Below are 25025 nucleotides of genomic sequence, written 5' to 3'. Positions count from 1 at the left end.
TGTATCTGTGGTTTCAATACATTGTTTAGGGCTATCGCGTGCGTGTATCATACGTTCTGTCAAACATCCAATCTTACGCAGGCTGTATCATAGCACAGATGATTCATACGACCATACCTTATGTGATATGGGGAATTCTGATATCATTTATCGCTCTGCTGGTGGCAAGCGCAGTCACAAAGAATCATTACAATAAACAGCACATAGAAAATTAAAGGAGGGTACGCAGCATGGCACTTTTACTTACATATAATCAGGTCAAGGATTTAATCGATATGCAGGATGTGGTTGAATCAGTTGAAAAGACATTTGCGGGATTTGGGGAAAATAAGGTCATAAACCCGACAAAAGTTACGTTGAATCTAGGCGAGTCCGGAGGCTGGCCGCCCTATGAAGGTTTTTTCAATGCAATGCCTGCCTACATTGGATATCAGGATAATGCGGGAATCAAGTGGGTCGGCGGCCTGCTTGGCCATCGGAAAGAGGCTGCATTACCTTTTATATGCGGAATGATTCTTCTTGCTGATCCAAAACTCAGCATTTTCCGTGCTGTTATGGATGGCAAGTACATTACCAATCTTCGTACCGGAGCCCAGACCGCAGTATCCTTAAAATACCTGTTTAAGAATCGAAGGAATATCAGAATCGGTTTGTTTGGCGCAGGAATGCAGGGGCATACGCAGACATTGGCAATCTCAAAAGTATTTAATATCGAAGAACTGCGTGTTTATGATATTTATCGTCCGGCAACGGAAAAATTTGCAGAAAATATGAAAGATGTAGTGAAAGGAAGGATCGTTGTCTGCGACAAGGTGGAAGATGCTGTTGATGCGGACGCGCTAGTTACGGTTACACAAGCACATGAGCCTTTCTTAACCGCAGATATGCTCAAACCGGGGACTGTGATATTTCCTATGGGTTCTTACAGGGAAGTTACAGACGGACTGATTCTAAGCTGTGATGATATCATTGTCGACCATCTCGGGCAGGCATTTCATCGTGGAGCGCTAAGCGCTCTGGCTGCTGAAGGAAAGATATCTGAACATGATATTTCAGCTACAATCGGAGACCTTGTTACAGGAAAAAAAGAAATAAAAGATATTGAAAATAAAAAGGTACTCTGCCTTCCGATTGGCATGGGATGCTTAGATGTGGCTGCCGCTTATGTCGTATACGAGCGTGCGAAAGAGCGTCATATCGGATTTGATTTTGATTTTAGCGGTGAAAGCTACGTTGATGATCTGCCTGAAAAGATGATTACCAATAGATATTAAGATTTTATTCATTCAAAGACTGTACCCACCGTTCATGGTTGGTACAGTCTTTAAACTTTGCTTTTAGCTATGCTACACAATTCATCTGACTAACCATGTCTATCGCATATTCCGAATATATCTCTAAACTATCAAGTACAACAATCTGCACGCCATCAGCCCTCAATGCTTCCAATATACCTGGCAAACAACGTGCCTCATTCACAGTCTTACATTGGTACGCTAGACATCCCTGTTTGTCGAATATTTTTGCCACTATATAAATTTTATTATCTCCCACTAAACTCACCTTCCCAATATTCCAGACGTTCTATAAAATCTTGTTCACTGCAGATTATCTTTGCAGCATACTCCTCATACAGTAGTTTTCCTATTTCAACTTGTTTATATTTGTAGATATATCTATGGCTCCAAATAACAAATAGGTAAGCTTCTCCACACCACAACTGTATTTCTATCGGATATGCCAGATTATCTCTCTGGTAATATAGGTGAATGGCATGATAACCATCATCAACCCTTTTTCCGTTACGCAAATCAACAACTCTAAAATAATCTGGATATTCTTTAGAGTATTCCTCAAACTTCAGTCTATTTGAACCTGAAACCAATCAGATTCCTTTTATCAATACATCAATATAACTCGCACGATATCCCTCTATATCCTCTAATATATTTTGTAACGGTGTTTCTCGTATAGAAATCTGCTTTAAACTTCTCCCTAATCCTTTAATTAACGATATTCTTAGAACTTTCCTACTTTAGCGCTCTCCTCAATCAAAACCATGAAGGCTGGTTTTTCAAGGATTTTAGTGCCATTTGTGAGTTGTATGTGTGCTACTATCCACGTCTGACGACAACTCACGACACCTTACTTTCCACCATATATGGTTTATTATGATTTCTCAATCATCATAATAGAATATTTCATATGCATTCTATCCAATTCCTGAACAGAAAGCATAAGATTCACTTTACTGAAAAAAGGTAACCTATCTTCAATATCTCCTGTTTTCTCATCAATGATTGCATAAACAACTTCATATTCACTTGATTCTGGTTTTTTGTGATAATCAAATACATCTTCTCCAAATTTGCTTTTCACTTTATCCCAGACTTGTTTTCTAAACTCCTGGTCACTTGTAAAAGCTTGTGCCGAAACTCTTCCTTGAGCGAATAAATGACTAAGTTGTGATGATCTACATTTGTTTTTTACATGCACAAACTGCTTATCCCTTGTAAATATATCACATGCTTCAATATGTTTAGGACCATTCAATACAGACACAAGCCTTTTATCCATCAAATAATAATCTTGCTGCTTAGCAACTTCTAAGTTATATTCCCCTTCATTCATCCCCTTGGGACATTTAGGCAAACTTAAATTCGAAATTGGAATGCTAGAAATAAACTCTGTCACTCTAGAATAAAAAGAATTATTGACTTCGTACCAAGTACCTGCATTCAAAATATATGTTTTATCATCATAATACATTTGCGCAATAAGCGCTGAATATACATTACAAATAGCAAATGGATTTTCTCCATTATTCATCCCATATAATTTATCCCTTTTAAGTTTCTTAAATAAATTACTGTTATCATTAATGGAATCAAAATATTCAACGTAATTAATTTCCATTGAATACACATTTGCATCAGTAGTATCTTTTCTTATTCCTGAAAAACAAAAACCTAAAAGGTCATTCCAATTCACTGTGTCAGGTGATGCTATTTGAATTTTAGAATAATCTTTCTTTTTTATAATCTCTGATAATGCAAAGTCCAGTTCTTCCCTTAATACAGAATCCTTTATGGCACGAACATTATCAATCCAATCAAAGCCCTTATCTTTATATGTATTGCTATTATACGCATTCAAATATGATTCTAATTTGATTTTCAATTCATCAGCATCCATACAAACTGATACAACAAATGAGTCTTTTCCACTAACTGTTTTTCCTATATCCTCATTCTGTGGAATACCCGTAACAGCCATCATTATATCATTCGTGACATTTAAGCCAAATTCCTCTTGACTGGTACTATGACTGCTCTGTCTTTGTGTATTAACAACCATATCTTCAATTGTTGCAGCATTTACACTTCTTATTTTCTCTGGACTTATAACATTTAATGCAGTTTTGAAACCAAAATTCTTCTCAATAGCTTCTTCTTTTAAAAATGCTCTCCCATATCCAAAAGATAATGCTAGGATTCTTTCTTGTAGTTTAACCAACATTAGCGCTTTATTAGATGTATTATCATCCAATTCGATATCTTCACTGGAATATTTTTGTAGAAATTCTTTCCATCTAGGAGGTTTATTACTACTATTTGCAATACAAATAACACCATCAAGATTATATTCATCTTTTAATGTCATCATTTTAATAGCACTCCTGTTTTTCAGACAACTATTATAATCTTTTATGTAGTCTTTCATTAAAAATATTGTTAAATTTTGTGTCTTCGCTTCATCTAACATATTGTTTTCCTCTACCCCCCCCCCCCTCATTTAATCTTTTGTATGATATCTAGTAATCTATTTTTCGTTTATGATATGCTATGTCATTGATTCTATATGTACACGCATCTACGCACTCAAACAAAGAAGGCTCAAATATTGCAGTATTATTTCCACCAGCATTCATTACGCTATTATACTCTACCCCTGCATATTCTGTTTCACCATTATACTTTATACTCTTTATGAAATCAGATATATATTGTGTTGGTAAATAGTCCAGCGTACTATCGCTTCTACGCAACGTTTTACCTAGTTCTTCATTTATTTTCATTAAATGTTCCTTATTTATAGCGTGCTCCATAAAATCCAATTCGCCTACAAACGGATTTATTTTATTTATACGCTTCAAATCTACCACTACTATATCTTTTTTCAGTTCGAAAGTACCTACAGAAACATAGTCAAAAGCACTAGCTCTTACCTCATGGATTGTAGTTTCAACACTATCGCTTAAATATAAGCAACTAATTCCTAATGCATTTACACGCCCTTCTGATGCCTTGCTAGAAGGAGGTGCGCCCATTTCCGAAGGTAGAAGTCCCTTTTCCGAAGATATTCTACTCCTATAAAAACGACTTCCTTTTTTGTACGTTTTTCTAATATAAGAACAAAATTTTTCCAGTATTTCTAAATTAATATAGTTGGTGTGAAAACGGTTTTGATTCTTCAATGCATCTACAAAAGCATTCCATGTATGTGTCTTTAATAGAGAGTGCCCATTTAAGTATTCTTCATCATATAATTGTTCTAAACCTATAGGCTGATCAAATAACTCTGGCATATGTTGATACTTCTCTTTACAAATACTTGTTATTATCTTATAAATATCAGCTTCAGAGGTACTTTTGAAAATATTCCAATTTTTCAACAATTCGCTTTTAATTAGTTTCATCTCTGCCCGTGGAAAATAATCTGGTAATAATCTACTAGGTGTAAAAATACTTACAAATTCATCAAATAACCCACTTAAATCATCAAATCTATCCGTATCATATGTATATACATTTTTGCTCTTACAAATTTGGCATTCTCCCAGTACATCATAATTACGGATGATAGAGATAATCTCTTCATCACAAAAACATCTTTCGCAAAAAATCATACCTATTCCTCGTCTAAAAATCTACTAATTAATTCAATATGATGCATGATGGATAGTTTTTTCACAGTTCCCAATCCCGGATAAGCCTCACGATAATACAAATCCTCAAATTCTTTTATAGCTTTTGTATCTAACTTTTGAACCTTATTCCAATTGACCAATTTTTCTACTGCTTCTTTGAATTTTCCGGCCGGGTCTTTTATATCGTCATTTGTATCTGAAACAAAATGTTTAAGACGTAAACTTTTATCATCTGCAAAATATACAATATGTATGGCAACAGCATATGGAGCAAATCCCGAGTCACTATACTCATCCCCTACTACCGAATAGTCAGCAAAACCAACATATCCATCGTCTAGGTAAAATAAATGATCTTCCGAGAATGGTTCATCTACTTTTTGGGCATAATCAATATTACGAGCCATTTTAGTAAATTTATCATCAAGCATAACTCGATTTTGACGGATTTTTCGGCGAAACCCGCTTTCATCTGGAATTAAATTAAATTTGCTACCCATTCCTTCGAATTCAGTAGCATATAAAGAAATTGAATCTTTATCGTTACAAATAGTCATCATCCTATCACTATATTTGGCAATAAAATTTTCCATTTCATTTCGAGAATTTAAACTTAATCGAAATACATACAACAAGGAATTATTTGCAGATATCTCATTATTAAAAGCTTCTACCAAGTTTTTATTTTTTTCATCATCAAGGTCGGAATCAAATGTACCCACTAAAGGATTATTTATAAGCGCCAACAGATGCCCTTTACTTCCATATATACTAATCGTTTTACATAATGTAGATGAGAGTTTTACTGGTTCTATAATCGGAATAATACTTTTACTTAATAAACCTTCTTCACACAGTTCTCTGAGTGCTATCAGCTCAAACTGTCTACCTCTTAATATAGGAAAATACATCAGACACCTCCATATTGTTTATCTAAAAAATTGTTAAGTTTTAGATATTCATTTTCTTTTAAGTCCATAAAATATGATAAGAACTTTAGTTCATAAGGTATTTTTTGAAACAACTCTTTTGCTATATGATTTCTTTTTTTCAGTTCCTTCATAAACATAGCGTACATCTTCTCACTATTTATTTTTAAAAACATTTCTTTGCATGCGCTGTAATATTGAAATTGAGATACTTGTGGAAGAATACCAAATGCATCTAAAATAATATTTTCATATTCGACTTTTCTTAATATTTTAAAAATTATTTCTTTATCTATATCATTATCATATTTTTCCGGTTTTTTTATTGTACTCAAACAACCGTTTTGCTTCAAAACATATATTCCAACAGGCTTTCCAAGCAATTCAATTTTCTTCTCTAATGCTTTTACTTGTTCCATACATGTTACTACAGCCACATAATCAAATGCTTTATAATAATCATCAACTTGACTGTTCAGCCTGTCAAAATTATCCAATTCGGTTTTAATCTCATAAACTACTGCTTTACCATTTATTAATACAAAGTCTGCTTTTGATTTTGCAACTGGAATTTCCGTAAGTGCGGTAGTCGTATTAACACTATGGACTCCTAAAAGTAATTTGTTTAATAACGTATTTTTATAAAAATATTCGTTTCTATAATTTGCTCCAAGTTTACAATATATCTCACTTATTAATTCAGAATTACTCTTATTTATATCTGAGTCAATATACCTTCTGATAACTGATGTATATGTTTTATCATTTTCTTTGTCAATCAAATGGCGAAAAGTATTTCTAGAAAAAAAACGATTTAATATCATAAAATTATTCGAACTCATTACTTTTCACCTCCATCTAAATCAATCAATATTAAAATTGCTATCTCTTTAAATATTACAATATTCCTATATCCTCAAAAAAATCAGCAAAATCAACCTTAAATATCTTTTGCAATACCACTAAATCCGTAACCTTTATATTTCGTTCACCAAGTTCTATCTTAGCGTAAGTAGACCTAGACATATTGCTTCCCATCAATTGCATTTTTGCTGCTAATTCATATTGCGACAGTCCACTAGCTTTTCTTAGTTTTAGTAAATTCTTACCGAAATTTGCATCCTGCAAAATCATTGTCATATTGCCCTCCATCTTAGTTCCTGATTAGGCACATTTTTCTTGATTATACTTCAACACTCATGCTATAACGGTACACAAACAGGAACCAAAGGAGGAAAACTTGAAAAAACAAGAATTTAAGACTCATTTGAAACGAAAGATTTATGAATTACGTCAGTATACCTTACGCAAACTCTTTAAAAATGATTCAGATTAACAAGAATACTGCAAAGAAATGACTGCTACTGAAAGGGTATATAAAACACTAGATTTACCACAGGAGCAACGAAAAATTATTAATAAATACATTTTCCTTAGCTGGTATGGTAAGTGCGGAATATTGAACATTCAGTTATTTAACCGGAATCCTTGATAGCAAAAAAATCACTGATTTGGTTAAGTTAAAAGAAATAGTCCCACGAGATAATTCATTATTCAGAACAGAAGGAATCGTTTAAAACATTATTCTAAAACGCTGTAACTACATTTCTTAAACTTCTGGCAATGCCTTTTTCTATGGCATTCAAGACATACCTTTATCACTAAAGCAAAATCTGTCAACATGGACGAGTATATTTTGAAACTAATCATCGGACATACAATTACCGACATTACAGAAAAATATATACCAACTGCAAAATGGAACAGCTGCAGTCCGAAATAAAAAAAATCAAAAGATAAAGAGATGTACCAGTAAATACCGATACACCTCTAATATACTTTCTATCATAATTCTAATTTGTGAGTTGTTTATATGAGTTACTTGCGAGTTCTATGTGAGTTACACACCGATTCTCACGACATTTCAACACATTTCACAAAGTCTATACTCCTTATAAGAACTGGATTTCTTAGAACTTTCCTGCTTTTGCGCTCTCTTCAATCCCTACCGCAACGGCTACTGTCATTCCGACCATAGGATTGTTGCCTGCCCCGATAAGCCCCATCATCTCTACGTGGGCCGGTACGGAAGAAGATCCTGCAAACTGTGCGTCAGAATGCATTCTGCCAAGCGTATCTGTCATACCGTAAGAAGCCGGGCCGGCAGCCATGTTATCCGGATGAAGCGTACGTCCTGTACCGCCGCCGGATGCGACTGAGAAGTATTTCTTGCCCTGCTCGATACATTCTTTCTTATATGTACCTGCAACCGGGTGCTGGAAGCGTGTCGGGTTTGTAGAGTTGCCTGTGATAGATACGTCAACACCCTCTTTGTGCATGATTGCGACACCTTCCCGCACGTCATTGGCTCCGTAGCAGTTCACTTTGGAACGAAGTCCGTCAGAATATGCAATCCTCTGTACTTCTTTCAGCTCACCTGTGCTGTAGTCATAATCGGTCTGCACATATGTAAATCCGTTGATTCTGGAGATAATCTTAGCCGCGTCTTTTCCAAGTCCGTTCAAGATGACACGAAGCGGTTTCTGGCGGACCTTGTTCGCCTTCTCAGCGATACCGATGGCTCCTTCTGCAGCTGCAAATGATTCATGGCCTGCAAGGAATGCGAAGCAGTCCGTGTCTTCTTCCAGGAGCATCTTTCCTAAGTTGCCGTGCCCGAGTCCAACCTTACGCTGGTCAGCAACCGAACCTGGGATACAGAATGCCTGAAGCCCCTCTCCGATTGCCGCAGCCGCCTCTGCAGCTGTCTTGCAGCCTTTCTTGATTGCGATTGCTGCACCTGTGATATACGCCCAGCACGCATTTTCAAAACAGATCGGCTGGATTCCCTTCACCTGGTTATATACATCAAGCCCGGCATCTTTTGTAATCTTTTCCGCTTCTTCAATTGAAGCAATGCCATAGCTGTTTAATACTTCATTGATTTTATCAATTCTTCTTTCATATGATTCAAATAAAGCCATTTACTTGTCCTCCTGATTTCATCTCTGTTACCTATATGTACTAGTGATAAGCGGTTATCACTCCTTACGTGGGTCTATAATCTTGGCTGCTTCTGCTACTCGTCCATACTGGCCTTTTGCTTTTTCCCATGCATCGTTCGGGGTGTCGCCAGCTTTGATAAAGTCTGTAAGCTTGCCAAGGCTTACGAACTGGTAGCCGATAATCTCATCGTTGTCATCCAACGCGATTCCAGTTACATATCCTTCTGCCATTTCAAGGTAACGAGGACCTTTTGCCAATGTACCGTACATTGTGCCGACCTGGGAACGGAGTCCTTTTCCAAGGTCTTCAAGGCCTGCGCCGACTGGAAGTCCGTCCTCCGAGAAGGCGCTCTGTGTTCTTCCGTATACGATCTGCAGGAACAGTTCTCTCATAGCTGTATTGATTGCATCACAGACAAGGTCCGTGTTCAACGCTTCTAAAATAGTCTTGCCCGGAAGGATTTCAGACGCCATAGCAGCGGAATGTGTCATTCCTGAACATCCGATAGTCTCTACGAGCGCTTCCTGGATAATGCCTTCCTTTACATTCAATGTCAGCTTGCATGTACCCTGCTGAGGAGCACACCAGCCTACACCGTGTGTCAGACCAGAGATATCTTTCACTTCTTTTGCCTGTACCCATTTTGCTTCTTCCGGAATCGGAGCTGGTCCGTGATTTGCACCTTGAGCCACTGGACACATCATTTCTACTTCATGTGAATAAATCATTTTAAAACTCCTTTCAAATATGCATCGTTATATCTTTAACACCACACTGGGTCTATTTTCTCATAATTTTCGACATTCGTCAATTCACAAATTGCCTAATCAATCTCGCCCCAGAAGGCGCTATTTGTCTTATATTCCCTAATGTCACTGAAATCAAACGGCGCCGTGACCCAGGCGTAGCCGAGGTCGTCCGGGTCGTCTGCCTTATAGTTGAAATCGAACCCTATCTCGATTCCATCCGCATCAGCAAAAAAGTTGGCCACATACACGCCGCCTTGGCTGTCGCCTTTGAGCGCGCTCTCCATCTGCTTCCGGCTCAGTTCAGATAGAAACGTATCGTCGTCCGCCTCATCCTTCATCCCTTCCAGCCATTCGTTCATAAAAGCCGCATCCGTATTCACGATATCTTTCACTTCATAGACCGTGCCGTCCCGGAGGCTTATGTTCCTGGCCCTCAGATCCACATAATATGTACTGCTGTCCCCCTGGTAGCTGTAATCCTGGAATATGACGCTGACGAACTCATTGTTGATATAGCTGATCTTGTACTCTACATAACTGACGAGCGCCGGATATTCGGAGGCCAGAACGCCTTCTTTCACACTCTCCGACGGATTCGTATATATCTTATCCACTGTCTCCATGGCACAGTCTTTCAGCGCACCGTTGACCTTTGTACCGAGTTCTTCGTCAAGACCGTTGATCTGGGGATATTTGACCTGGAAATCTACTACCATGGATGTCTTCTCATCGTCTGTATAAGCATACACCTGTTCCTCTGTCTCGTATTTCAAATCGCCGGCCTCATATGCCGGGACGGACTCCAGACCGGACAGCGCTTCTCCATCTCCATAGCTGCCATCATAGTCATCCCAGTTATGCTCTCCCCTGCCATAGCCGTCATAATCATGATTGCCATAATCATCCCCATAATCATGTCTGTCCCTGTCGTCATAGGGCTCTTCATACACGTCGGAATGGCGTTCCCGTATATAGCTGCCGATTCCTCTTACAGCGATAGAAATGCCGAATATGAGAACAGCCAGGAGCAGTACGCTCCCAATGGCTATCCCCACAATCAGAGGCGTCCGGCTCTTTCCCGCGGACGGATATGCAGATCTGTCAATCGCAAGTTCCATAGGGAGGAACCGTATGCCGTTGACAACCTGTTCTTCTCCTGCCGCCTGAAAGCCCAGGCTTTCGTAATGCGCGACTGCACCCGGGGCCGCATTCACGGTAGCCTTATCCACTTTAAGCACGGTTGCACAGTACGCTGCAGCCGCCTCACAGAGGCTTCTTCCGATACCTCTTCCCTGGCTGTTCCGGCATACGAAGAACAGGCTGATATGACCGTCCTTCCGGAAAGCCATGGTTCCTTTCAGCTCATTATCCTCGAACGCGCCGAAGAAGAGAAGCTCTCCTCTGCGGAACATCGGACATATATTATCGTACTTAATAAAACTCCGGAACTCTTCCACGCCTTCCGGGGTATATGACGGCGCTACTTCTTCTGCGAACACTTCCCATACGAGATGAAGTGCCGTCAGAAGCTCCTGCTCCTTCAGAATCCTGATATCCATGAGCCGTACCTCCTTATGAATGGTATTTAAGCAGTTCCTCCCGCAGCAGTGTCAGCGCCCGGACGACAGAATAATCCCGGTTCTTATCACGGCTGCCGGTAAAATAGAATTCCTCCACACGTACATTCCCTTTTACACAGCATCCTACATAGACAAGGCCTACCGGCTTGTCTTTCGTCCCGCCACCGGGTCCCGCGATACCGGTTACGCTGAGCGCCGCATCCGCGCCTGCTGCCTTTGCCGCTCCCGCCGCCATCTCATATGCTGTCTGCGGGCTCACGGCACCGAACTCCATGAGCGTCTCCCGCTTTACATCAAGAATCCGTTCTTTGGCGTCATTGGAATAGGTGATATATCCCTCTTTGTAGACGGCTGACGCCCCTGCCACATTCAGAAGCCGGCCCGCCAGCAGACCTCCGGTACATGACTCTGCCGTCGTCACGAGAAGGTTCTTCTCTTTCAGAAGCTCGACAATGGCTTCTTCCAGCGTCACCTCCTCTTCTGTCGTATATATCTTATCTCCAAACCGTTTGAACAGTTCGTCGACCATCGGCTTCATCAGCTCTTCAGCCTCTTCCCCGCTCTTCGCCCGCGCCGTCACACGGAAGTGGACTTCCCCTGTCTTGGCGTATGGGGCCAGCGTAGGATTCGTCTGCGTGTCCATGAGGTCAGAGACCATCGTCTCCGCCTTGCTCTCTCCGATGGAACAGATTTTAACCATCTTGGAATAGATGCCCTCCGGCTGAAGCTTATTGAGATAGGAAGCAATGTCCCGTTCGAACATGGGCTTGATTTCATTTGGAGGTCCCGGCAGCAGTATGGCGGCCTTTCCATCCTCCTCGATAATCAGCCCGGGCGCCGTGCCGTTATGATTGTCCACTACGATGGCGCCTTCCGGAACCATTGCCTGTTTCCAGTTGTTCGACGTAATCTGGCCGCTGTGTACCTGACGGAAATATTCTTGTATACGCTCTTTCGTATGGGCATCTTCTTTTATCTCCCGTCCAAATACCTTTGCGGCTACTTCTTTTGTAATATCATCCTTCGTCGGTCCGAGGCCGCCGCTTAGGATGACGATATCCGAGCGGGAAAGTGCAAGCCTGATTGCCTCTTCAAGCCTTTCCTCATTATCACCGACCGCACTCTGATGGTAGCAGGACAGCCCGAGCAGCGCACATTTTTCCGCAAGATACGCCGCGTTTGTATTTACGATATTGCCAAGCAGGATTTCCGTCCCTACCGATATCAGTTCTACTGTCATGTTTACATGCCTCCCTGTGTTAATACTTCCTTGTTCTTTGCAACATAATCGACCAGTGACACTACGGTCAATACTAAGGATACCCATATAAGCACAGTTCCAATCATGTCAAACACCCCTCCGAGATCCGCGATGAGCAGGATGATCATGAACATCTGGGACACGGTCTTGAACTTCCCCCAGTAGCTTGCGGCAATGACGATGCCGCTGTCGGACGCGACAAGCCGGAAGCCGCTGATGATGAACTCACGGGCGATGATTACGATTACAATCCACGCGTCCAGCTTGCCGAGCGGGATGAGACATATCATCGCTGAGCAGACAAGCAGCTTGTCCGCCAGAGGGTCCATAAACTTTCCGAAGTTCGTCACAAGGTTCCTCGCCCTCGCAATCTTTCCGTCCAGCAAATCAGTGAGGCTTGCGACGCAGAAAAGTACAAGCGCAATCCACTTGTTGGCGGCCCCTCCTATATCTGTCAGCAAAAACAGGACAAAAAACGGAACCATAATTATTCTGAGTACAGTCAGCTTATTTGGTAAATTCATGATATCAGCTCTCCTATCAAATCATATTCTGAGGCCCCGGTCACTTCCGCCATGGCAAAGTCTCCGGACATCAGTTCTTCTTCCGTATTGATAAATATAAGCCCGTCAACACCCGGGGCATCCTTATACGTCCTTCCGACGTATGCATTCTCATCGGCAACCTTGCCCTCTATCATGACGAGCACCTTCCTGCCAACCATCGCGTCCGCCTGTTCAAAGACGATATCCTGCTGAAGCTCCATCAGTTCGGCCTGGCGGTCCGCCTTCCTCTCTTCCGGAATCTGATCCGGCATTACAGCGGCAGGCGTATCTTCTTCCGGCGAATAGGTAAATACCCCGAGCCGTTCAAATTCCATCTCATCTACAAATTCCATCAATTCCTCATGCTGTGCATCCGTCTCTCCGGGAAATCCTGTGATGAGCGTCGTCCTGAGCGTGATATCAGGGATTTCCTCCCTCAGCTTTTCGATGATCTCCACTAGCTGCTTCTTGCTCGTACGCCTTCCCATCCGTCTTAATATCTCATCGTTGGCATGCTGGATAGGAAGATCCAGATAATGGCAGATTTTCTTTTCTTCCTTTATAACCTGTATGAGCTCATCATAGATTTCTTCCGGATAGCAGTACAGTATCCGGATCCACCGCAGCCCCTCAATCGTGCACAGTTCCCTGATCAGGCGGTGGAGTGACTTTTCGCCGTATATGTCCTTTCCGTAAAGCGTCGTCTCCTGGGCTACGAGAATAAGCTCTTTCACCCCCTGTCCGGCCAGCTCTTCCGCCTCTCTCACCAGACGTTCCATCGGGACGCTGCGGAAATTGCCCCTTATCTTCGGGATGATGCAGTAGGTGCAGTGCTTGTCGCACCCTTCGGCTATCTTAAGGTATGCGTAATGCCCGCCGGTCGAAACGAGACGCTTCGCGTCTACAAGCGGAAGGGCGTCTATGTCTTCCATCTCCATACACGGATGTCCGGCCAGCGCTTCCTTCACGGCTTCTGCTATCTTATCGTAAGAAGCTGTACCTAGTACCGCGTCCACTTCCGGTATCTCCTCTACGATCTCCTTCTGGTAACGCTGTGCTAGACAGCCGGTGACGATAAGCGCCTTCAGCCTTCCCGTCTCCTTATACTCCGCCGCTTCAAGTATCGCCTGGATGCTCTCCTCTTTTGCGTCATGGATGAAGCAGCACGTATTTACGACGATGACATCCGCCTCCGTCTCATCGTCCACGATCTGATAGCCCTCTCTGTCAAGAAGCCCCAGCATCACTTCTGAATCTACGAGGTTCTTATCACAGCCGAGGGAAATAAACAATATGTTCATAGGTAAGGTCTCCTCATTTATAGTCAGAAAGGCAGATACCGCCCGGGCACCTGCCTCATCTATCTCTTTCCTTAGTTGTCTTCCTCTTCACCGACTACGGTGATCTTGCCGCAATTCAGCTCGTCAATCGCGACAGAGAGAGGTTTCTCTCCATTCTTCATATTTACAAGCGGTATGGAGCCGTCGATGATCTCTCTTGCCCGCTTAGCTGTGGCCATGACGATAGAATATCGGCTGTTGACAATCTTTGTCTCGCCTTCTTCTACATCTTTGTTGACCACTTTCATTAAATCTGTGTAAGATGGATGTAACATACACTATTCTCCTTTCAACTCTTCCTTCATATGCTCTATAAATGCTGCATTACGGGAACTTCTCATATGTTCCCCTCTGATAATCTCATGTACATCTTCCACGCATATGTCCAGCTTGTCGTTCACGATAAGATAATCATACTTATCCATGCCTTCCGCCTCTTCACCGGCACGTCTCAGACGGGACTCGATGACCTCCATCGTCTCTGTGCCTCTTCCGACGAGGCGTCTCTTAAGCTCCTCCACAGACGGCGGCGTGACGAACAGAAGCAAGGTGTCCGGCATCTTCTCCTTCACCTTGAGCGCTCCTTGTATCTCAATCTCGAGTATCACGTCTTTCCCGGCCTTAAGCTGTTCTTCTACATATGCCTTCGGTGTTCCGTAATAGTTATTTACGTAACTAGCATACTCTATCAACTCGTCTTGTGCAATCATTTTTTCAAATTCTTCTTTTGTTTTGAAGAAATATTCCCGCCCGTCGGCTTCGCCCGGACGCGGGGCTCTCGTAGTCGCTGAAACAGACAGGGCATAGCAGCTATACTTCTTCAGCAGCTCTTTCATAATCGTCCCCTTGCCGGCCCCGGAAAAACCGGACACCACGGTGAGGATTCCTTTCTTATTCATAGATTACTACCTCTCTATTCGATATTCTGAATCTGCTCACGGACTTTTTCTATCTCTGTCTTAAGATCGATGGCACGGTTGGAGACCTCCAGGTCATTCGCTTTCGAGAGGATTGTATTCGCCTCACGGTTCATCTCCTGGGCTATGAAGTCCAGCTTGCGCCCGATACCTGCCTCTTCTGACTTAAGCGTCTCCTTCATGTGTTCGATATGGCTTTTCAATCTGACTATTTCTTCGTCCGTACATATCTTATCCGCAAAGATAACGACCTCAGCAGCGATACGGCCTTCGTCCATCTGGGCATCCTCCAGCAGCTCCTTAACCTTCTCCTCCAGCTTCTGCCGGTATGCAGCTACGATCTCAGGAGAGCGTTCCTCTATGTATGCGACAAGCCCAAGCATACCGTCCAGCTTGCTTACGATATCTTGCTTCAGATTCTCCCCTTCCAGCGTGCGGGTCTCTACGAACTGCCTTATGGCACCGTCAAGCGCCTGACAAAGTCCATTCCACAATTCCTCTTCATCGACAGCCTGCTCCTCCATGGAAAGCACTTCCGGATAACGTGATAATGTAGATACGCGTATGTCATTCTCCAGCGAGAAAGCCTCCTCCATCTGCTTGAAATATGTGAGGTATTCGCCTGCCAGCGTCTCATTATACTTCAGGGCAACCTGGCTCTCCGAAGAATCTTCATATGTGATAAACAGGTCTACCTTGCCCCTCAGTATCGATTTCTTGAGGAGGCTGCGTATGGAAGTCTCAAAAAAATTCAGTTTCTTCGGCATCCGGATATTCATGTCCAGATAGCGGTGGTTCACACCTTTCATCTCGACGGCGAATCTGCGCTCCCCTTCCATAATCTCACAGCGCCCGAAACCTGTCATACTCTTAATCATGATATAAACCTCTTTTTATATATTCGTCGTATTGTCCTCTGCTAGAACCTCGTAACAATCACCGTTTATTATAATCTATTTGCAAAATTACGTCAATTGTTTCCTTGCCTGTATTTGCCAAGTCCTGTATAATCATCTTAGTGTCTGCCTGCGGGGCAGCGAATCCCCGTACCGCAGAAGCATAACCGATGAAGGAAAGGAAGGATTGACATGGCTTTTGACGGAATAACGATTGCCGCTTTAGTGAAGGAACTGGATGAGAACCTGACAGACGGGCGCATAGCCAAGATAGCCCAGCCGGAAAGCGACGAACTGCTGCTCACGGTTAAGACGCCGGCAGGACAGCGAAGGCTTTACATCTCTGCCAGCGCTTCTCTTCCACTCATATATCTTACTGCCGAAAATAAACCGAGCCCCATGACCGCCCCCGGCTTCTGCATGCTGCTCAGGAAGCATATCGGAGGGGGGAGGATAACCGCCATATGGCAGCCAAAGCTGGAGCGCATCATCCATATTGATATCGAGCATCTGGACGAACTCGGCGACCTGTGCAAAAAGACGCTCATAGTAGAAATCATGGGAAAGCACAGCAACATCATCTTCTGCGACGACAAAGGCATGATAATAGACAGCATCAAGCATGTGTCCGCCCAGATGAGTTCCGTGCGTGAAGTATTGCCGGGACGCCCGTATTTTATACCGGACACGATGGAAAAGCAGGATCCTCTGGATACGGATAAGAGCTCCTTTGCCACCTTATTAAAGAGCAGGCCGGCGCCAATCGGAAAGGCGCTCTATCTATGCTTTACCGGTATCAGCCCCGTTGCGGCGGAAGAAGTGTGCCATCTGGCCGGACTGGACTCGTCCATGACCGCCAGAGACTTGTCGGATGATATGATGACACACCTGTACAGGCAGTTCAGCTATTATTTCGAGCAAGTGCAGAATAAGACCTTTGCACCGGCCATCTATTACAGCGGCAGTGACCCGAAGGACTTCTCCGCCCTTTTGCTCAGCCATTACGGAGCATACCGGCGGCAGGAATACTCCTCTGTCTCTGAACTGCTCGGTACCTATTATGCAGCCAAAAATGCGATGACCCGTATCCGGCAGAAGTCTGCGGATCTGCGACACGTCGTCCAGACCGCGCTGGAGCGCAGCCGCAAAAAGTATGACCTGCAGCAGCGGCAGTTAAGAGATACGGAAAGCCGGGATAAGTTCAAAGTATACGGCGAGCTGATCAACACGTACGGTTATCATCTGCCGGAGGACGCTTCTGAGCTTACCGCCCTCAATTACTACACGAACGAAGATGTGACCATTCCGCTGGATAAGAATCTCACCCCTCAGGAAAATGCCCAGAGGTATTTTAACAAGTACAATAAGCAGAAGCGTACGTTTGAAGCTTTGAGCGGCCTCATAAAGGAGACCGCCGATGACATAAGATACCTGGAATCTATCAGCAATTCCCTCGATATCGCGCAAAATGAGGACGACCTGCTGCAGATCAAGGAAGAGCTGACCCAGTCCGGTTATATACGAAGAAAATATACGAAAAAGAAAATCAGGCTGACAAGCAAGCCCCTGCACTACCTCTCAAGCGACGGCTTCCACATGTATGTAGGGAAAAACAATCTTCAGAACGATGAGCTGACCTTCCACTTTGCGGACGGAAACGACTGGTGGTTCCATGCCAAAGGCGCCCCAGGCTCCCATGTCATCGTGAAAAGCGGGGGAAATGAGCTTCCCGACACTACGTTTGAAGAGGCCGGCAGGCTGGCTGCGTATTACTCCAAAAACCGCGGAAGCGACAAGGTGGAGATTGATTATATAGAAAAGAAACATGTCAAAAAGCCAAATGGAGCAAAGCCGGGCTTCGTAATATATTACACGAACTATTCCCTTGTGATAGATTCCGATATCTCTGCGATTGAGGAAGTGGATTAAATAAGGTCAGAACGTTCATGCATTTTTTCTCTGATGTACGGAGAGGCCGACATAAAACAGGAACCATCCGATACAATGAGCCAAAAGAATGAAAATATCTTTTACCACCGCCGCCCCGCTGCCGGTCGATACGTCCATTATTCCCTCGAATGTCGCCTGCGAGGGGACAAGGTAGCAGACTGCTGAAAGAAGCGGCTGACGGATTCCCACAAGAAAACGTAAGATTGGTACAGCCATAAAGAAAATCATAACAATCTTGATATAAACCACGCCAACCATCAGCCCGCTGGATGTTCTTCCGATGAATAAGCCTATCAGTGCGGCCACAAATGCGGAAAGGACAATGAGCACCAGCATAAGAGCCGCATTTTTTAAAGTTAGCCGGAAGCAGATACAAACCGTAATAACGGAGGACAGGCACCCGCAGATAAAGCCGACAGAGAGCTTCTGCAAGATATATTGGCTGTGGGATATTGGCAATATCTCGTTGATATATGCAACGCCGTCCTCCTTTTCAGAAATCATGTTCATAGCGTTAAAGGTGCATCCCATAAACATTGCGACAATCAATGTAACAGCAATAAACATATCTTGAAATCCAGCCATCACATCGGGCCGTTCTAATATGTGGACCTCTGTCTGCCCGGTGCCATGTCGCTGTTCGTATAGGTCCGGGAGCGTATCCGCCGTTTGGCGGAATATATCCAGCTCGTCGCCGGATAGCATCGTTTTGATGCCGCTTCCATCCGCCTCCACACCGATTAGATTTGTAGACGGCTCTATGACTGCCTCAGTCAGTTCTTCCATCGTTTGATATACCGTCACCGGGCCATACCGTTCCAGCCATGAAACTGTTTGCGTCGGCAAACCGCCTTGCAGAACTCCAAAATGTAACTCCCCCAGCGTAGTGAAGTCAATTGCGCCGACAAAGTTTAAAGCGGCCGCAACGACAATGGGCAATAAAAAGGTCATCAGGCAAAACTTGTCACGCAGCACGCTTTTCAACTGATAGCGTAATCCTTTCATATTCAGCTCTCCTTTCCCATTTCCCTGCGGAACGCGCACTGTACGCCCGCGAATAATACCGCAATTGCAGCCAGACACCCCAGATAGTAGACATAGCTATCCGTGGGAGTTCCAAAGTAAGCATTTTTCAGGCCCATATACATATGATAGAACGGATGATATTGTATCCAATCCAGCTTTACCGCTGTATTAGCAGACAAAAACACCGGGGTAGCCACAAAAATCGCAATCAGAAGATAGCCCAATGTAAACTGTCGGAAATCTTTCAAAAGCAGGGCGCAGGCCAGCCCGGTCAAGGCCATGACCAAGGACAGGAGCGCCGTTTGCAACAGCACCGCTGGCAATATGGCTGCGGTCTCCAATAGTCCAACATTCAGCACGGTGAGAAGTACCGCAAAGACAAGATCCGACAGCAGAAAGATTGCCAGCTTAGACAGGACAAACAGATTCTTACGCAAGGGCACAATAGCATGGACACGGATAACACCCATGTCTTTTTCCTTGAACAGCACAGCCGCAATCCCTAAAAATCCAACAGCCGCAATTTCAAAAAACAGCAGTTCACAGGTAATCTCTTTCCTCGCCTTTTGTTCCGGCGTATTAGAGCCAATCACCTCGGCGCTGTAATTCCCTGACGGCTGCAGGAGAGAAAGCGCGTAGTCAATACGGTGACGGTCTGCATGTTCCGATGCCTCATAGAGTATAAGCTGTGGCTCCCCGGTGCTGGCATCTATGCCCACGCCATCGGTATCTTTGAGCAAGATCGTGTCAAGCGCTTCTTTTGATGAGACTCTCTGAACCAGCGTAGATACTGTTGTCTGCGTTCCGACAGGGTCATATAGGTACACATTGTAAGCTTTCGCTTCCATGAATTTGATATATCCAAAGTTCACGTACAGGGTGTAAAGGGCTAAAAAGCCCAATGACATGAGGAAAAATTTCCCGTAAACCATCATCCGGCAATCTTTTTTGAACAGGGAACAAAGGCTTTTCCACATCAAGACAGCCCCCTTCCCGTATATTTGATAAACATATCCTCCAGCGTCGGCTCCTGTGAATGGACGCTGATAATCTCGTCATGTGCAAAGGGAATGCCCGCCTCTAATTCCGAGGCCTCAATCATCTGTTCTTCTCTCCTCCCCCGGTACAGATAGTCAATCCTCACGCGGTGATTGCTGTTCTGCTCTTTCAGGCTTTTGGGCGTATCCAGTGCCATGATATTGCCATTGGACAGAAAGGCCACCCTGTCACACAGCAGATCGGCATCCAGCATATTGTGGGTAGTCAAAAATACCGTTGTTCCTTTCCTGCGTTCTTCCTCAATGATTCTGCGGAATAAAACAGCACCGGACGGGTCAAGCCCACTGGTCGGTTCGTCCAGGAACAGCAGCCTGGGATTGCTGATCAGCGCCCGCGCCATGCTTGCCCGCTGCCGCATACCCTTTGAGTAGGACGAAACAGGCTTTTTCAAGAAATCCGGCTTAAATTCCAATTCATCCAATACATCCTCGATGCTGCGCACCTGCTCTTTCGGATAGAAAGAAGAAAAATATCTGAGATTGTCAACTGCGCTCAAATTGGCATACAGATATGGAAACTCAAACAATACTCCAATTTTCTGAAAAAACTCCTGCGTATGTGCCGCAGAAATGTCCTGCCCGAACAGGGATACCTTGCCAGCCTGCCCTTTCAAGATTCCGGTCAGGATTTTTTGGGTCGTTGACTTCCCGGAGCCGTTCGGTCCCAGAAAGCCAAAGATTTCTCCATCTTCCACGGAAAAGTTCAGACCTTGCAGCACTTGTTTGTCTTTGCCGTAGGAATACGTCAAATCTTTTACTTCAATCATTCATCCTCACCCCATTTCCCGTGCTGTTCCTTTTTCTTCTCCTGTTCCCGCTTGTTCCACCACTTCACGAACTTGATCTTCAACGGGACAGAGATTGCCAGCACCGCTACAATCACCAGGCACCAGTACCACTCCAAACCTAAAAATGTCATAGGATTCCCTCCTTTATCTGCGAGAGCCGACTGCCCTCTTCTTGAGATGAATTTACGAAAATTAGGTGAAGTCGGTGTGAGCCCGGTGTGAAGCTGGCGTGAAATCCAATAAACAGAAATGGCCCTGCCTTTTAAGTAAAAGCAGAGCCGTTTATAAATACATTTTTAATTGACGGATGGAATAGAAAAATAGAATTGGACCCCATCCGAACAATTTTTCACGCCGAAATCAAATTTCTGCATGGACAGAATTTGCGCGACGATGGCAAGACCCAGACCGGAGCCACTGTATTTGGAATTGCTGTCCCGGTAAAATTTTGTCCACAGTTTTGGCAGGTTCTCCTCGGGAATGGGAGGACTCTGATTATAGATGGAAAAATATAGTGTCCCCGCCTGCTCCATCAAGGTCAGCTTCAAAATACCGTCTGAAATGACATTCTTTTTTGCGTTGACAATCAGATTATCTAGCACCTGCTCCATACGGGACTTATCCGTATAGACATAGACCTTGTGCTCTGGCAGTTCGTAATGCAATTCATAGCAGGCATCCGGCACATCAATCAGCAGCCGCCCGGCGACGGTCTCCAGAAATTCCACGAAGTCAAACCGTTCCGGGTTAAGCCGCGAAGTTCCGGTTTCCAATGCGGATAAATCTAAAAGTGTTGTGATCAGTCCGCTCATTCGTTCTGTTTCCGTTATGATTATCTCCGAATACTTCTGCTTCTTGCCCTCGTCAGGTTCGTCCTGTAATCCCTCGGCGTAGGCGCGGATAACGCCAAGCGGTGTTTTCATCTCATGGGAAAGCTGGTCTGCCAGTTCTTTGCGCTCGGCCAGCAGCTGCCGCTCCTGCTTCACATCTTGTTCAAGCCGCATATTAGCTGCTTCTAGTCGTGCAAGGGCCTCTTGCAGATTATCAGCCATCGTATTGATGCTGAAAGCCAGTTCCCCAAATTCGTCATTGGTGGCAATAGCGCAAGGGACGGAAAAATCCAGCTCCGCCATCTTCCGGGCCGCTTGATTGAGCTTTGAAATGGGCTTTGAAATAAATCGCCCCATTAGGAAATCGACAGCAAGAACAGTGGCAAGTACAAAAAGGAACCAGACGGCAAATGAAACATCAGGATCCATTTCCAGCCTTGTTGCAAGGATGTATGAAAGGATAAGCAGCATACCGGCCAGCTTAGATACCATCAGTATCTTTTTACGGACTGTCCGCAGTGAAAAATTATCATTTAATTTCATACTGTTACCTCGAATTTATAGCCGGAGCGGATGAGGGTAACGATATGTTTCCCTTCGTTGCCTAGTTTCTGCCGCAAGGTTTTGATATGGGTGTCTACTGTCCGGGTGGTTCCCCCGAAGTCATATCCCCATATTCTGTTCAGCAGCTGGTCGCGGGTGAATATCTGTCCCGGGTTTGCCATGAAGAGATACAGCAGTTCATATTCCTTGTGGGTTAGAGCAATCTCCTTTCCGTCTATGAATACTTTGTGGGAGGACGGCACTACCGTTATCTTTCCGAAGTTCAATGCGTCAAGAGGGGCAGAGGAAGAACGGCGGAGCAGGGCGTTTGCCTTAGCAAGCAATACTTTGGGGCTGAAAGGTTTTGTCATGTAGTCGTCGGCCCCATATTCATAGCCTTTCAGCTTATCGTTTTCACCACTTTTGGCCGTCAGCATGATAATAGGCATATTGCTCATTTCCCGTGCCATTTTGCAGACGGAAAAGCCGTCCAGATGGGGCATCATTACGTCCAGTATCATAAAATCCATCGGATTGTTTTTCAATACCATCAAGGCGTCCACACCATCGTCCGCGGTGAAGCAGGTATGTCCGCCCCGCTGCATATACGTGGCAATGATGTCCTGCATATTCTTTTCATCTTCAACAATCAATATATTCGCCATTGAAAATCACTCCTTTCCGCCTTACCGTTACTTATAGCGTCAATCTTACGGCTTTTTTGCTGCTATAGGGATTAGCCGAATTGTAATATCTCGCCCGGAGATACTGGTTTCCGGTCAGGGCGTCTGTGTACCCTTTGTGAAATGTATATGGGTTGTCCATTTCTGCACTTGCCGATGCCTCCCCATATACATCATAGTTATAAGATAACACATTCGTTCCCTGTCTGCCAGTCAGGTTTGCAACCGAACCTCTGCCGTCGTACATGTCCTTGATGTTTCCTGATGTTCCACGTTCTATCAACGACCCTGCGTATAAGAATCTACATCATTGCTATTTCTTGCTCTGTATCTTTTTGCACGAAATCTGTGCCATCCTTTATATTACACCAAACAATCCATTGCTTGAAAGAAAAATACCTTAAACAAGCGTCTAATGCCACTTTTGAGAAACTAATCTAGACCATGCCTGATAACAAATAATCCTCTTTTACAAAACTACACTAAAAAGGCGTACCCGTTAAGAACAAGCCACTTCCGTGGTGTATACATTCTTGACGGGTACGCCCCTTTTATTGTTTAGAGAAGACAAAAGGATATAAGTATAAGTCTACTAATAGAGATCTTGCAAGAAAGAATCACTCAATCCAAGTGTCCTTTTCGCTATCTCAAGTTACGAATCCATCCGTCCAGTTATCCTGATTCACTTCATATGCATCAATATAAAAACAATCATCTGAAAATCGACAGAATCCTTTTTTCATCTTAAATTTCTCTTTAACTTCCTCTGCTTTTTCTCGAGAGCTATATATACCAATAATTTTTGTCTCCTCTGCTTTTATATCTTCGTAAATCTCATATTCATAACTATGTTGAAGTAAGTATACTTTCATCTTGCCACACTCCTCTGTTAAAACTATATTTATATAAAAAATTTACTAACTTGATGACATATTATATATAAATATAATTATTTAATATATACCAGAATCATTTAATTTCTTCCATCTGATCCTCTCTGCTGCTATCCATGTTCCTCTACTCGAATTAATATCCTCTGTTTTTAAGTTTTCCCATTCACTCCAATAAAAGGTCATATTGACTTTAATTAACGAGGCTCCATAAATTATAGCGTCATACTCTTCATCACGTGGCTCTAAATTTAGTTTTTTAATTTTATCAAATTGTACTTGTATTGTACGACAATCTGACATTTGGCTTTGAAAAATAATTTCAACTGTTCGATTCACGTTAATCGGTTGCATCGCTCTATTAACGTCAACATAGCACCCACTAACATAATTCATTTCTTTTATACAACTATCATGAAAATAACAAAATTCTTCCATCAACTCTTTTATATCTTCTTCAGTTTCTATCTCTTTGTAATTCATATCTTGCCTCCTTATTTTCTAACAGCATTATCACCACTCCAGTCCCAGTCATGTCTATGAGGGACTTTATCGGAACCATTATCTGTATGGTTATAATCTATACCTTGCTTACCGTATAGGACTTCCTGCTGCTCTTTACCTTTGGCTTCGGCTTGATTCCATAGTATGCCTTGACCTTGTCGGCTGTTCTGGCAAGCTTTACTATTCAACACCCATGTTATCATCAATTGGAATTACATTTATCTCTGGCTCTCCTTGTGAAATTACTTCAATTACATAATTCAAAGTAATAATTAAGTAATGTTCAAGATTCAGGACATCATACATTTCACCACTTATTTTTTTTACTTCATTTCCAAACTCTCCATCTACTATCTTGTAAATTGTATTTGAAAAATTGTCCTTTTTATACTTAACGATTTGTTCTTCATCAAATATACCTTCTTGCAATAATATTCCCTCATCAAACATTCTTACCGCTGATGCTAAACCAAAATCCATCTTAACAGAATATTCATTACTTTCCAGCAGAATGATTAATCCCTCTTCTTCTCCGTTTTTTAATTCTGCCAAATACTTTCCTTTTGGTATGTATCCTTTATTAATTACTTTCCAATTTTCCAT

General features: G+C 43.2%; 28 protein-coding genes. 2 read left to right on the top strand and 26 right to left on the bottom strand.

Annotated elements, in window-relative coordinates:
• Positions 1-230 precede the first annotated feature (230 nt).
• Positions 231-1274 carry an ornithine cyclodeaminase family protein gene (locus tag HJV72_RS00190; RefSeq protein WP_208067748.1) on the top strand — a complete coding sequence of 348 codons (1044 nt, stop codon included), beginning with the start codon at positions 231-233 and terminating at the stop codon, positions 1272-1274.
• 67 nt (positions 1275-1341) lie between these two features.
• Here HJV72_RS00190 and HJV72_RS20270 read toward each other — a convergent pair whose 3' ends face one another.
• From HJV72_RS20270 to HJV72_RS00115, 16 genes are all read right to left on the bottom strand, one after another.
• Positions 1342-1530, bottom strand: coding sequence for a DUF6718 family protein (locus tag HJV72_RS20270; protein WP_334299330.1), 189 nt, complete (start codon positions 1528-1530; stop codon positions 1342-1344).
• Between the two features lie 13 nt (positions 1531-1543).
• A complete protein-coding gene (locus HJV72_RS00185; RefSeq protein ID WP_208067747.1) occupies positions 1544-1885 on the bottom strand; it encodes a hypothetical protein in 342 nt (113 codons plus the stop codon).
• 284 nt (positions 1886-2169) lie between these two features.
• Positions 2170-3765: a TIGR04141 family sporadically distributed protein gene (locus HJV72_RS00180; RefSeq protein ID WP_208067745.1), complete on the bottom strand. Its 1596-nt coding sequence runs from the start codon at positions 3763-3765 to the stop codon at positions 2170-2172.
• 49 nt (positions 3766-3814) lie between these two features.
• Complete coding sequence (locus tag HJV72_RS00175; RefSeq protein WP_208067743.1) at positions 3815-4909, bottom strand: RES family NAD+ phosphorylase; 1095 nt, start codon at positions 4907-4909, stop codon at positions 3815-3817.
• A 2-nt stretch (positions 4910-4911) separates the two neighbouring features.
• Complete coding sequence (locus HJV72_RS00170) at positions 4912-5841, bottom strand: sce7725 family protein (protein ID WP_208067741.1); 930 nt, start codon at positions 5839-5841, stop codon at positions 4912-4914.
• A complete protein-coding gene (locus HJV72_RS00165) occupies positions 5841-6641 on the bottom strand; it encodes a sce7726 family protein (RefSeq protein ID WP_243765468.1) in 801 nt (266 codons plus the stop codon). The genes HJV72_RS00170 and HJV72_RS00165 overlap by 1 nt, the downstream gene beginning before the upstream one ends.
• Before the next feature lie 115 nt (positions 6642-6756).
• The gene (locus HJV72_RS00160; protein WP_208067737.1) at positions 6757-6999 is read right to left on the bottom strand and encodes a helix-turn-helix domain-containing protein; all 243 of its coding nucleotides are present in this window, start codon (positions 6997-6999) and stop codon (positions 6757-6759) included.
• Positions 7000-7829: 830 nt separating this feature from the next.
• The gene (locus HJV72_RS00155; RefSeq protein WP_066575387.1) at positions 7830-8840 is read right to left on the bottom strand and encodes a GGGtGRT protein; all 1011 of its coding nucleotides are present in this window, start codon (positions 8838-8840) and stop codon (positions 7830-7832) included.
• Between the two features lie 57 nt (positions 8841-8897).
• A complete protein-coding gene (locus tag HJV72_RS00150) occupies positions 8898-9590 on the bottom strand; it encodes an iron-sulfur cluster assembly scaffold protein (RefSeq protein WP_049728234.1) in 693 nt (230 codons plus the stop codon).
• A gap of 95 nt (positions 9591-9685) precedes the next feature.
• A complete protein-coding gene (locus HJV72_RS00145) occupies positions 9686-11170 on the bottom strand; it encodes a GNAT family N-acetyltransferase (protein WP_208067735.1) in 1485 nt (494 codons plus the stop codon).
• Positions 11171-11183: 13 nt separating this feature from the next.
• Positions 11184-12431: a competence/damage-inducible protein A gene (locus HJV72_RS00140; protein ID WP_208067733.1), complete on the bottom strand. Its 1248-nt coding sequence runs from the start codon at positions 12429-12431 to the stop codon at positions 11184-11186.
• Positions 12432-12433: 2 nt separating this feature from the next.
• Positions 12434-12976 (bottom strand): CDP-diacylglycerol--glycerol-3-phosphate 3-phosphatidyltransferase, encoded by a 543-nt coding sequence (gene pgsA / locus HJV72_RS00135; protein ID WP_208067731.1) that lies wholly within the window; start codon positions 12974-12976, stop codon positions 12434-12436.
• Positions 12973-14298 carry a 30S ribosomal protein S12 methylthiotransferase RimO gene (gene rimO / locus HJV72_RS00130; RefSeq protein ID WP_208067729.1) on the bottom strand — a complete coding sequence of 442 codons (1326 nt, stop codon included), beginning with the start codon at positions 14296-14298 and terminating at the stop codon, positions 12973-12975. Before rimO ends, pgsA begins: the two co-directional genes overlap by 4 nt.
• Before the next feature lie 71 nt (positions 14299-14369).
• Positions 14370-14612: a DNA-directed RNA polymerase subunit omega gene (gene rpoZ / locus HJV72_RS00125; protein ID WP_066575373.1), complete on the bottom strand. Its 243-nt coding sequence runs from the start codon at positions 14610-14612 to the stop codon at positions 14370-14372.
• 3 nt (positions 14613-14615) lie between these two features.
• Positions 14616-15236 (bottom strand): guanylate kinase, encoded by a 621-nt coding sequence (gene gmk, locus HJV72_RS00120; protein WP_208067727.1) that lies wholly within the window; start codon positions 15234-15236, stop codon positions 14616-14618.
• Between the two features lie 14 nt (positions 15237-15250).
• Positions 15251-16132 carry a YicC/YloC family endoribonuclease gene (locus HJV72_RS00115; RefSeq protein WP_066575363.1) on the bottom strand — a complete coding sequence of 294 codons (882 nt, stop codon included), beginning with the start codon at positions 16130-16132 and terminating at the stop codon, positions 15251-15253.
• A gap of 210 nt (positions 16133-16342) precedes the next feature.
• On the opposite strand from HJV72_RS00115, the gene HJV72_RS00110 reads away from it, so the two are divergent.
• Positions 16343-18079, top strand: coding sequence for an Rqc2 family fibronectin-binding protein (locus HJV72_RS00110; RefSeq protein ID WP_208067725.1), 1737 nt, complete (start codon positions 16343-16345; stop codon positions 18077-18079).
• A gap of 15 nt (positions 18080-18094) precedes the next feature.
• On the opposite strand, the gene HJV72_RS00105 is transcribed toward HJV72_RS00110, so the two are convergent.
• The 10 genes from HJV72_RS00105 to HJV72_RS00060 all read right to left on the bottom strand — a co-directional run bounded on the left by HJV72_RS00105 (position 18095) and on the right by HJV72_RS00060 (position 25025).
• On the bottom strand, positions 18095-19105 hold the full coding sequence (locus tag HJV72_RS00105) for an ABC transporter permease (protein WP_208067724.1): 1011 nt from the start codon (positions 19103-19105) through the stop codon (positions 18095-18097).
• 2 nt (positions 19106-19107) lie between these two features.
• Positions 19108-20103, bottom strand: coding sequence for an ABC transporter permease (locus HJV72_RS00100; protein WP_208067721.1), 996 nt, complete (start codon positions 20101-20103; stop codon positions 19108-19110).
• On the bottom strand, positions 20103-20951 hold the full coding sequence (locus HJV72_RS00095) for an ABC transporter ATP-binding protein (RefSeq protein WP_208067719.1): 849 nt from the start codon (positions 20949-20951) through the stop codon (positions 20103-20105). Before HJV72_RS00095 ends, HJV72_RS00100 begins: the two co-directional genes overlap by 1 nt.
• On the bottom strand, positions 20948-21103 hold the full coding sequence (locus tag HJV72_RS00090; protein ID WP_202906669.1) for a hypothetical protein: 156 nt from the start codon (positions 21101-21103) through the stop codon (positions 20948-20950). The genes HJV72_RS00095 and HJV72_RS00090 overlap by 4 nt, the downstream gene beginning before the upstream one ends.
• Positions 21104-21268: 165 nt before the next feature.
• Complete coding sequence (locus HJV72_RS00085; protein ID WP_208067717.1) at positions 21269-22345, bottom strand: HAMP domain-containing sensor histidine kinase; 1077 nt, start codon at positions 22343-22345, stop codon at positions 21269-21271.
• On the bottom strand, positions 22342-23010 hold the full coding sequence (locus HJV72_RS00080; protein WP_208067715.1) for a response regulator transcription factor: 669 nt from the start codon (positions 23008-23010) through the stop codon (positions 22342-22344). The genes HJV72_RS00085 and HJV72_RS00080 overlap by 4 nt, the downstream gene beginning before the upstream one ends.
• Before the next feature lie 31 nt (positions 23011-23041).
• A complete protein-coding gene (locus HJV72_RS00075; RefSeq protein WP_208067713.1) occupies positions 23042-23311 on the bottom strand; it encodes a hypothetical protein in 270 nt (89 codons plus the stop codon).
• A gap of 364 nt (positions 23312-23675) precedes the next feature.
• Entirely contained in the window at positions 23676-23900 is a 225-nt protein-coding gene (locus HJV72_RS00070) for a DUF7336 domain-containing protein (RefSeq protein ID WP_208067711.1), read from the bottom strand.
• Positions 23901-23981: 81 nt separating this feature from the next.
• Positions 23982-24401, bottom strand: a complete 420-nt coding sequence (locus tag HJV72_RS00065; protein ID WP_208067709.1) for a hypothetical protein — start codon at positions 24399-24401, stop codon at positions 23982-23984.
• Between the two features lie 201 nt (positions 24402-24602).
• Positions 24603-25025, bottom strand: a complete 423-nt coding sequence (locus tag HJV72_RS00060; RefSeq protein ID WP_208067707.1) for a hypothetical protein — start codon at positions 25023-25025, stop codon at positions 24603-24605.

It is taken from the genome of Extibacter sp. GGCC_0201, from assembly GCF_017566055.1.
In the GTDB taxonomy this organism is placed as follows: domain Bacteria; phylum Bacillota; class Clostridia; order Lachnospirales; family Lachnospiraceae; genus Extibacter.
This window is presented reverse-complemented; position numbering and strand designations above follow the sequence as displayed.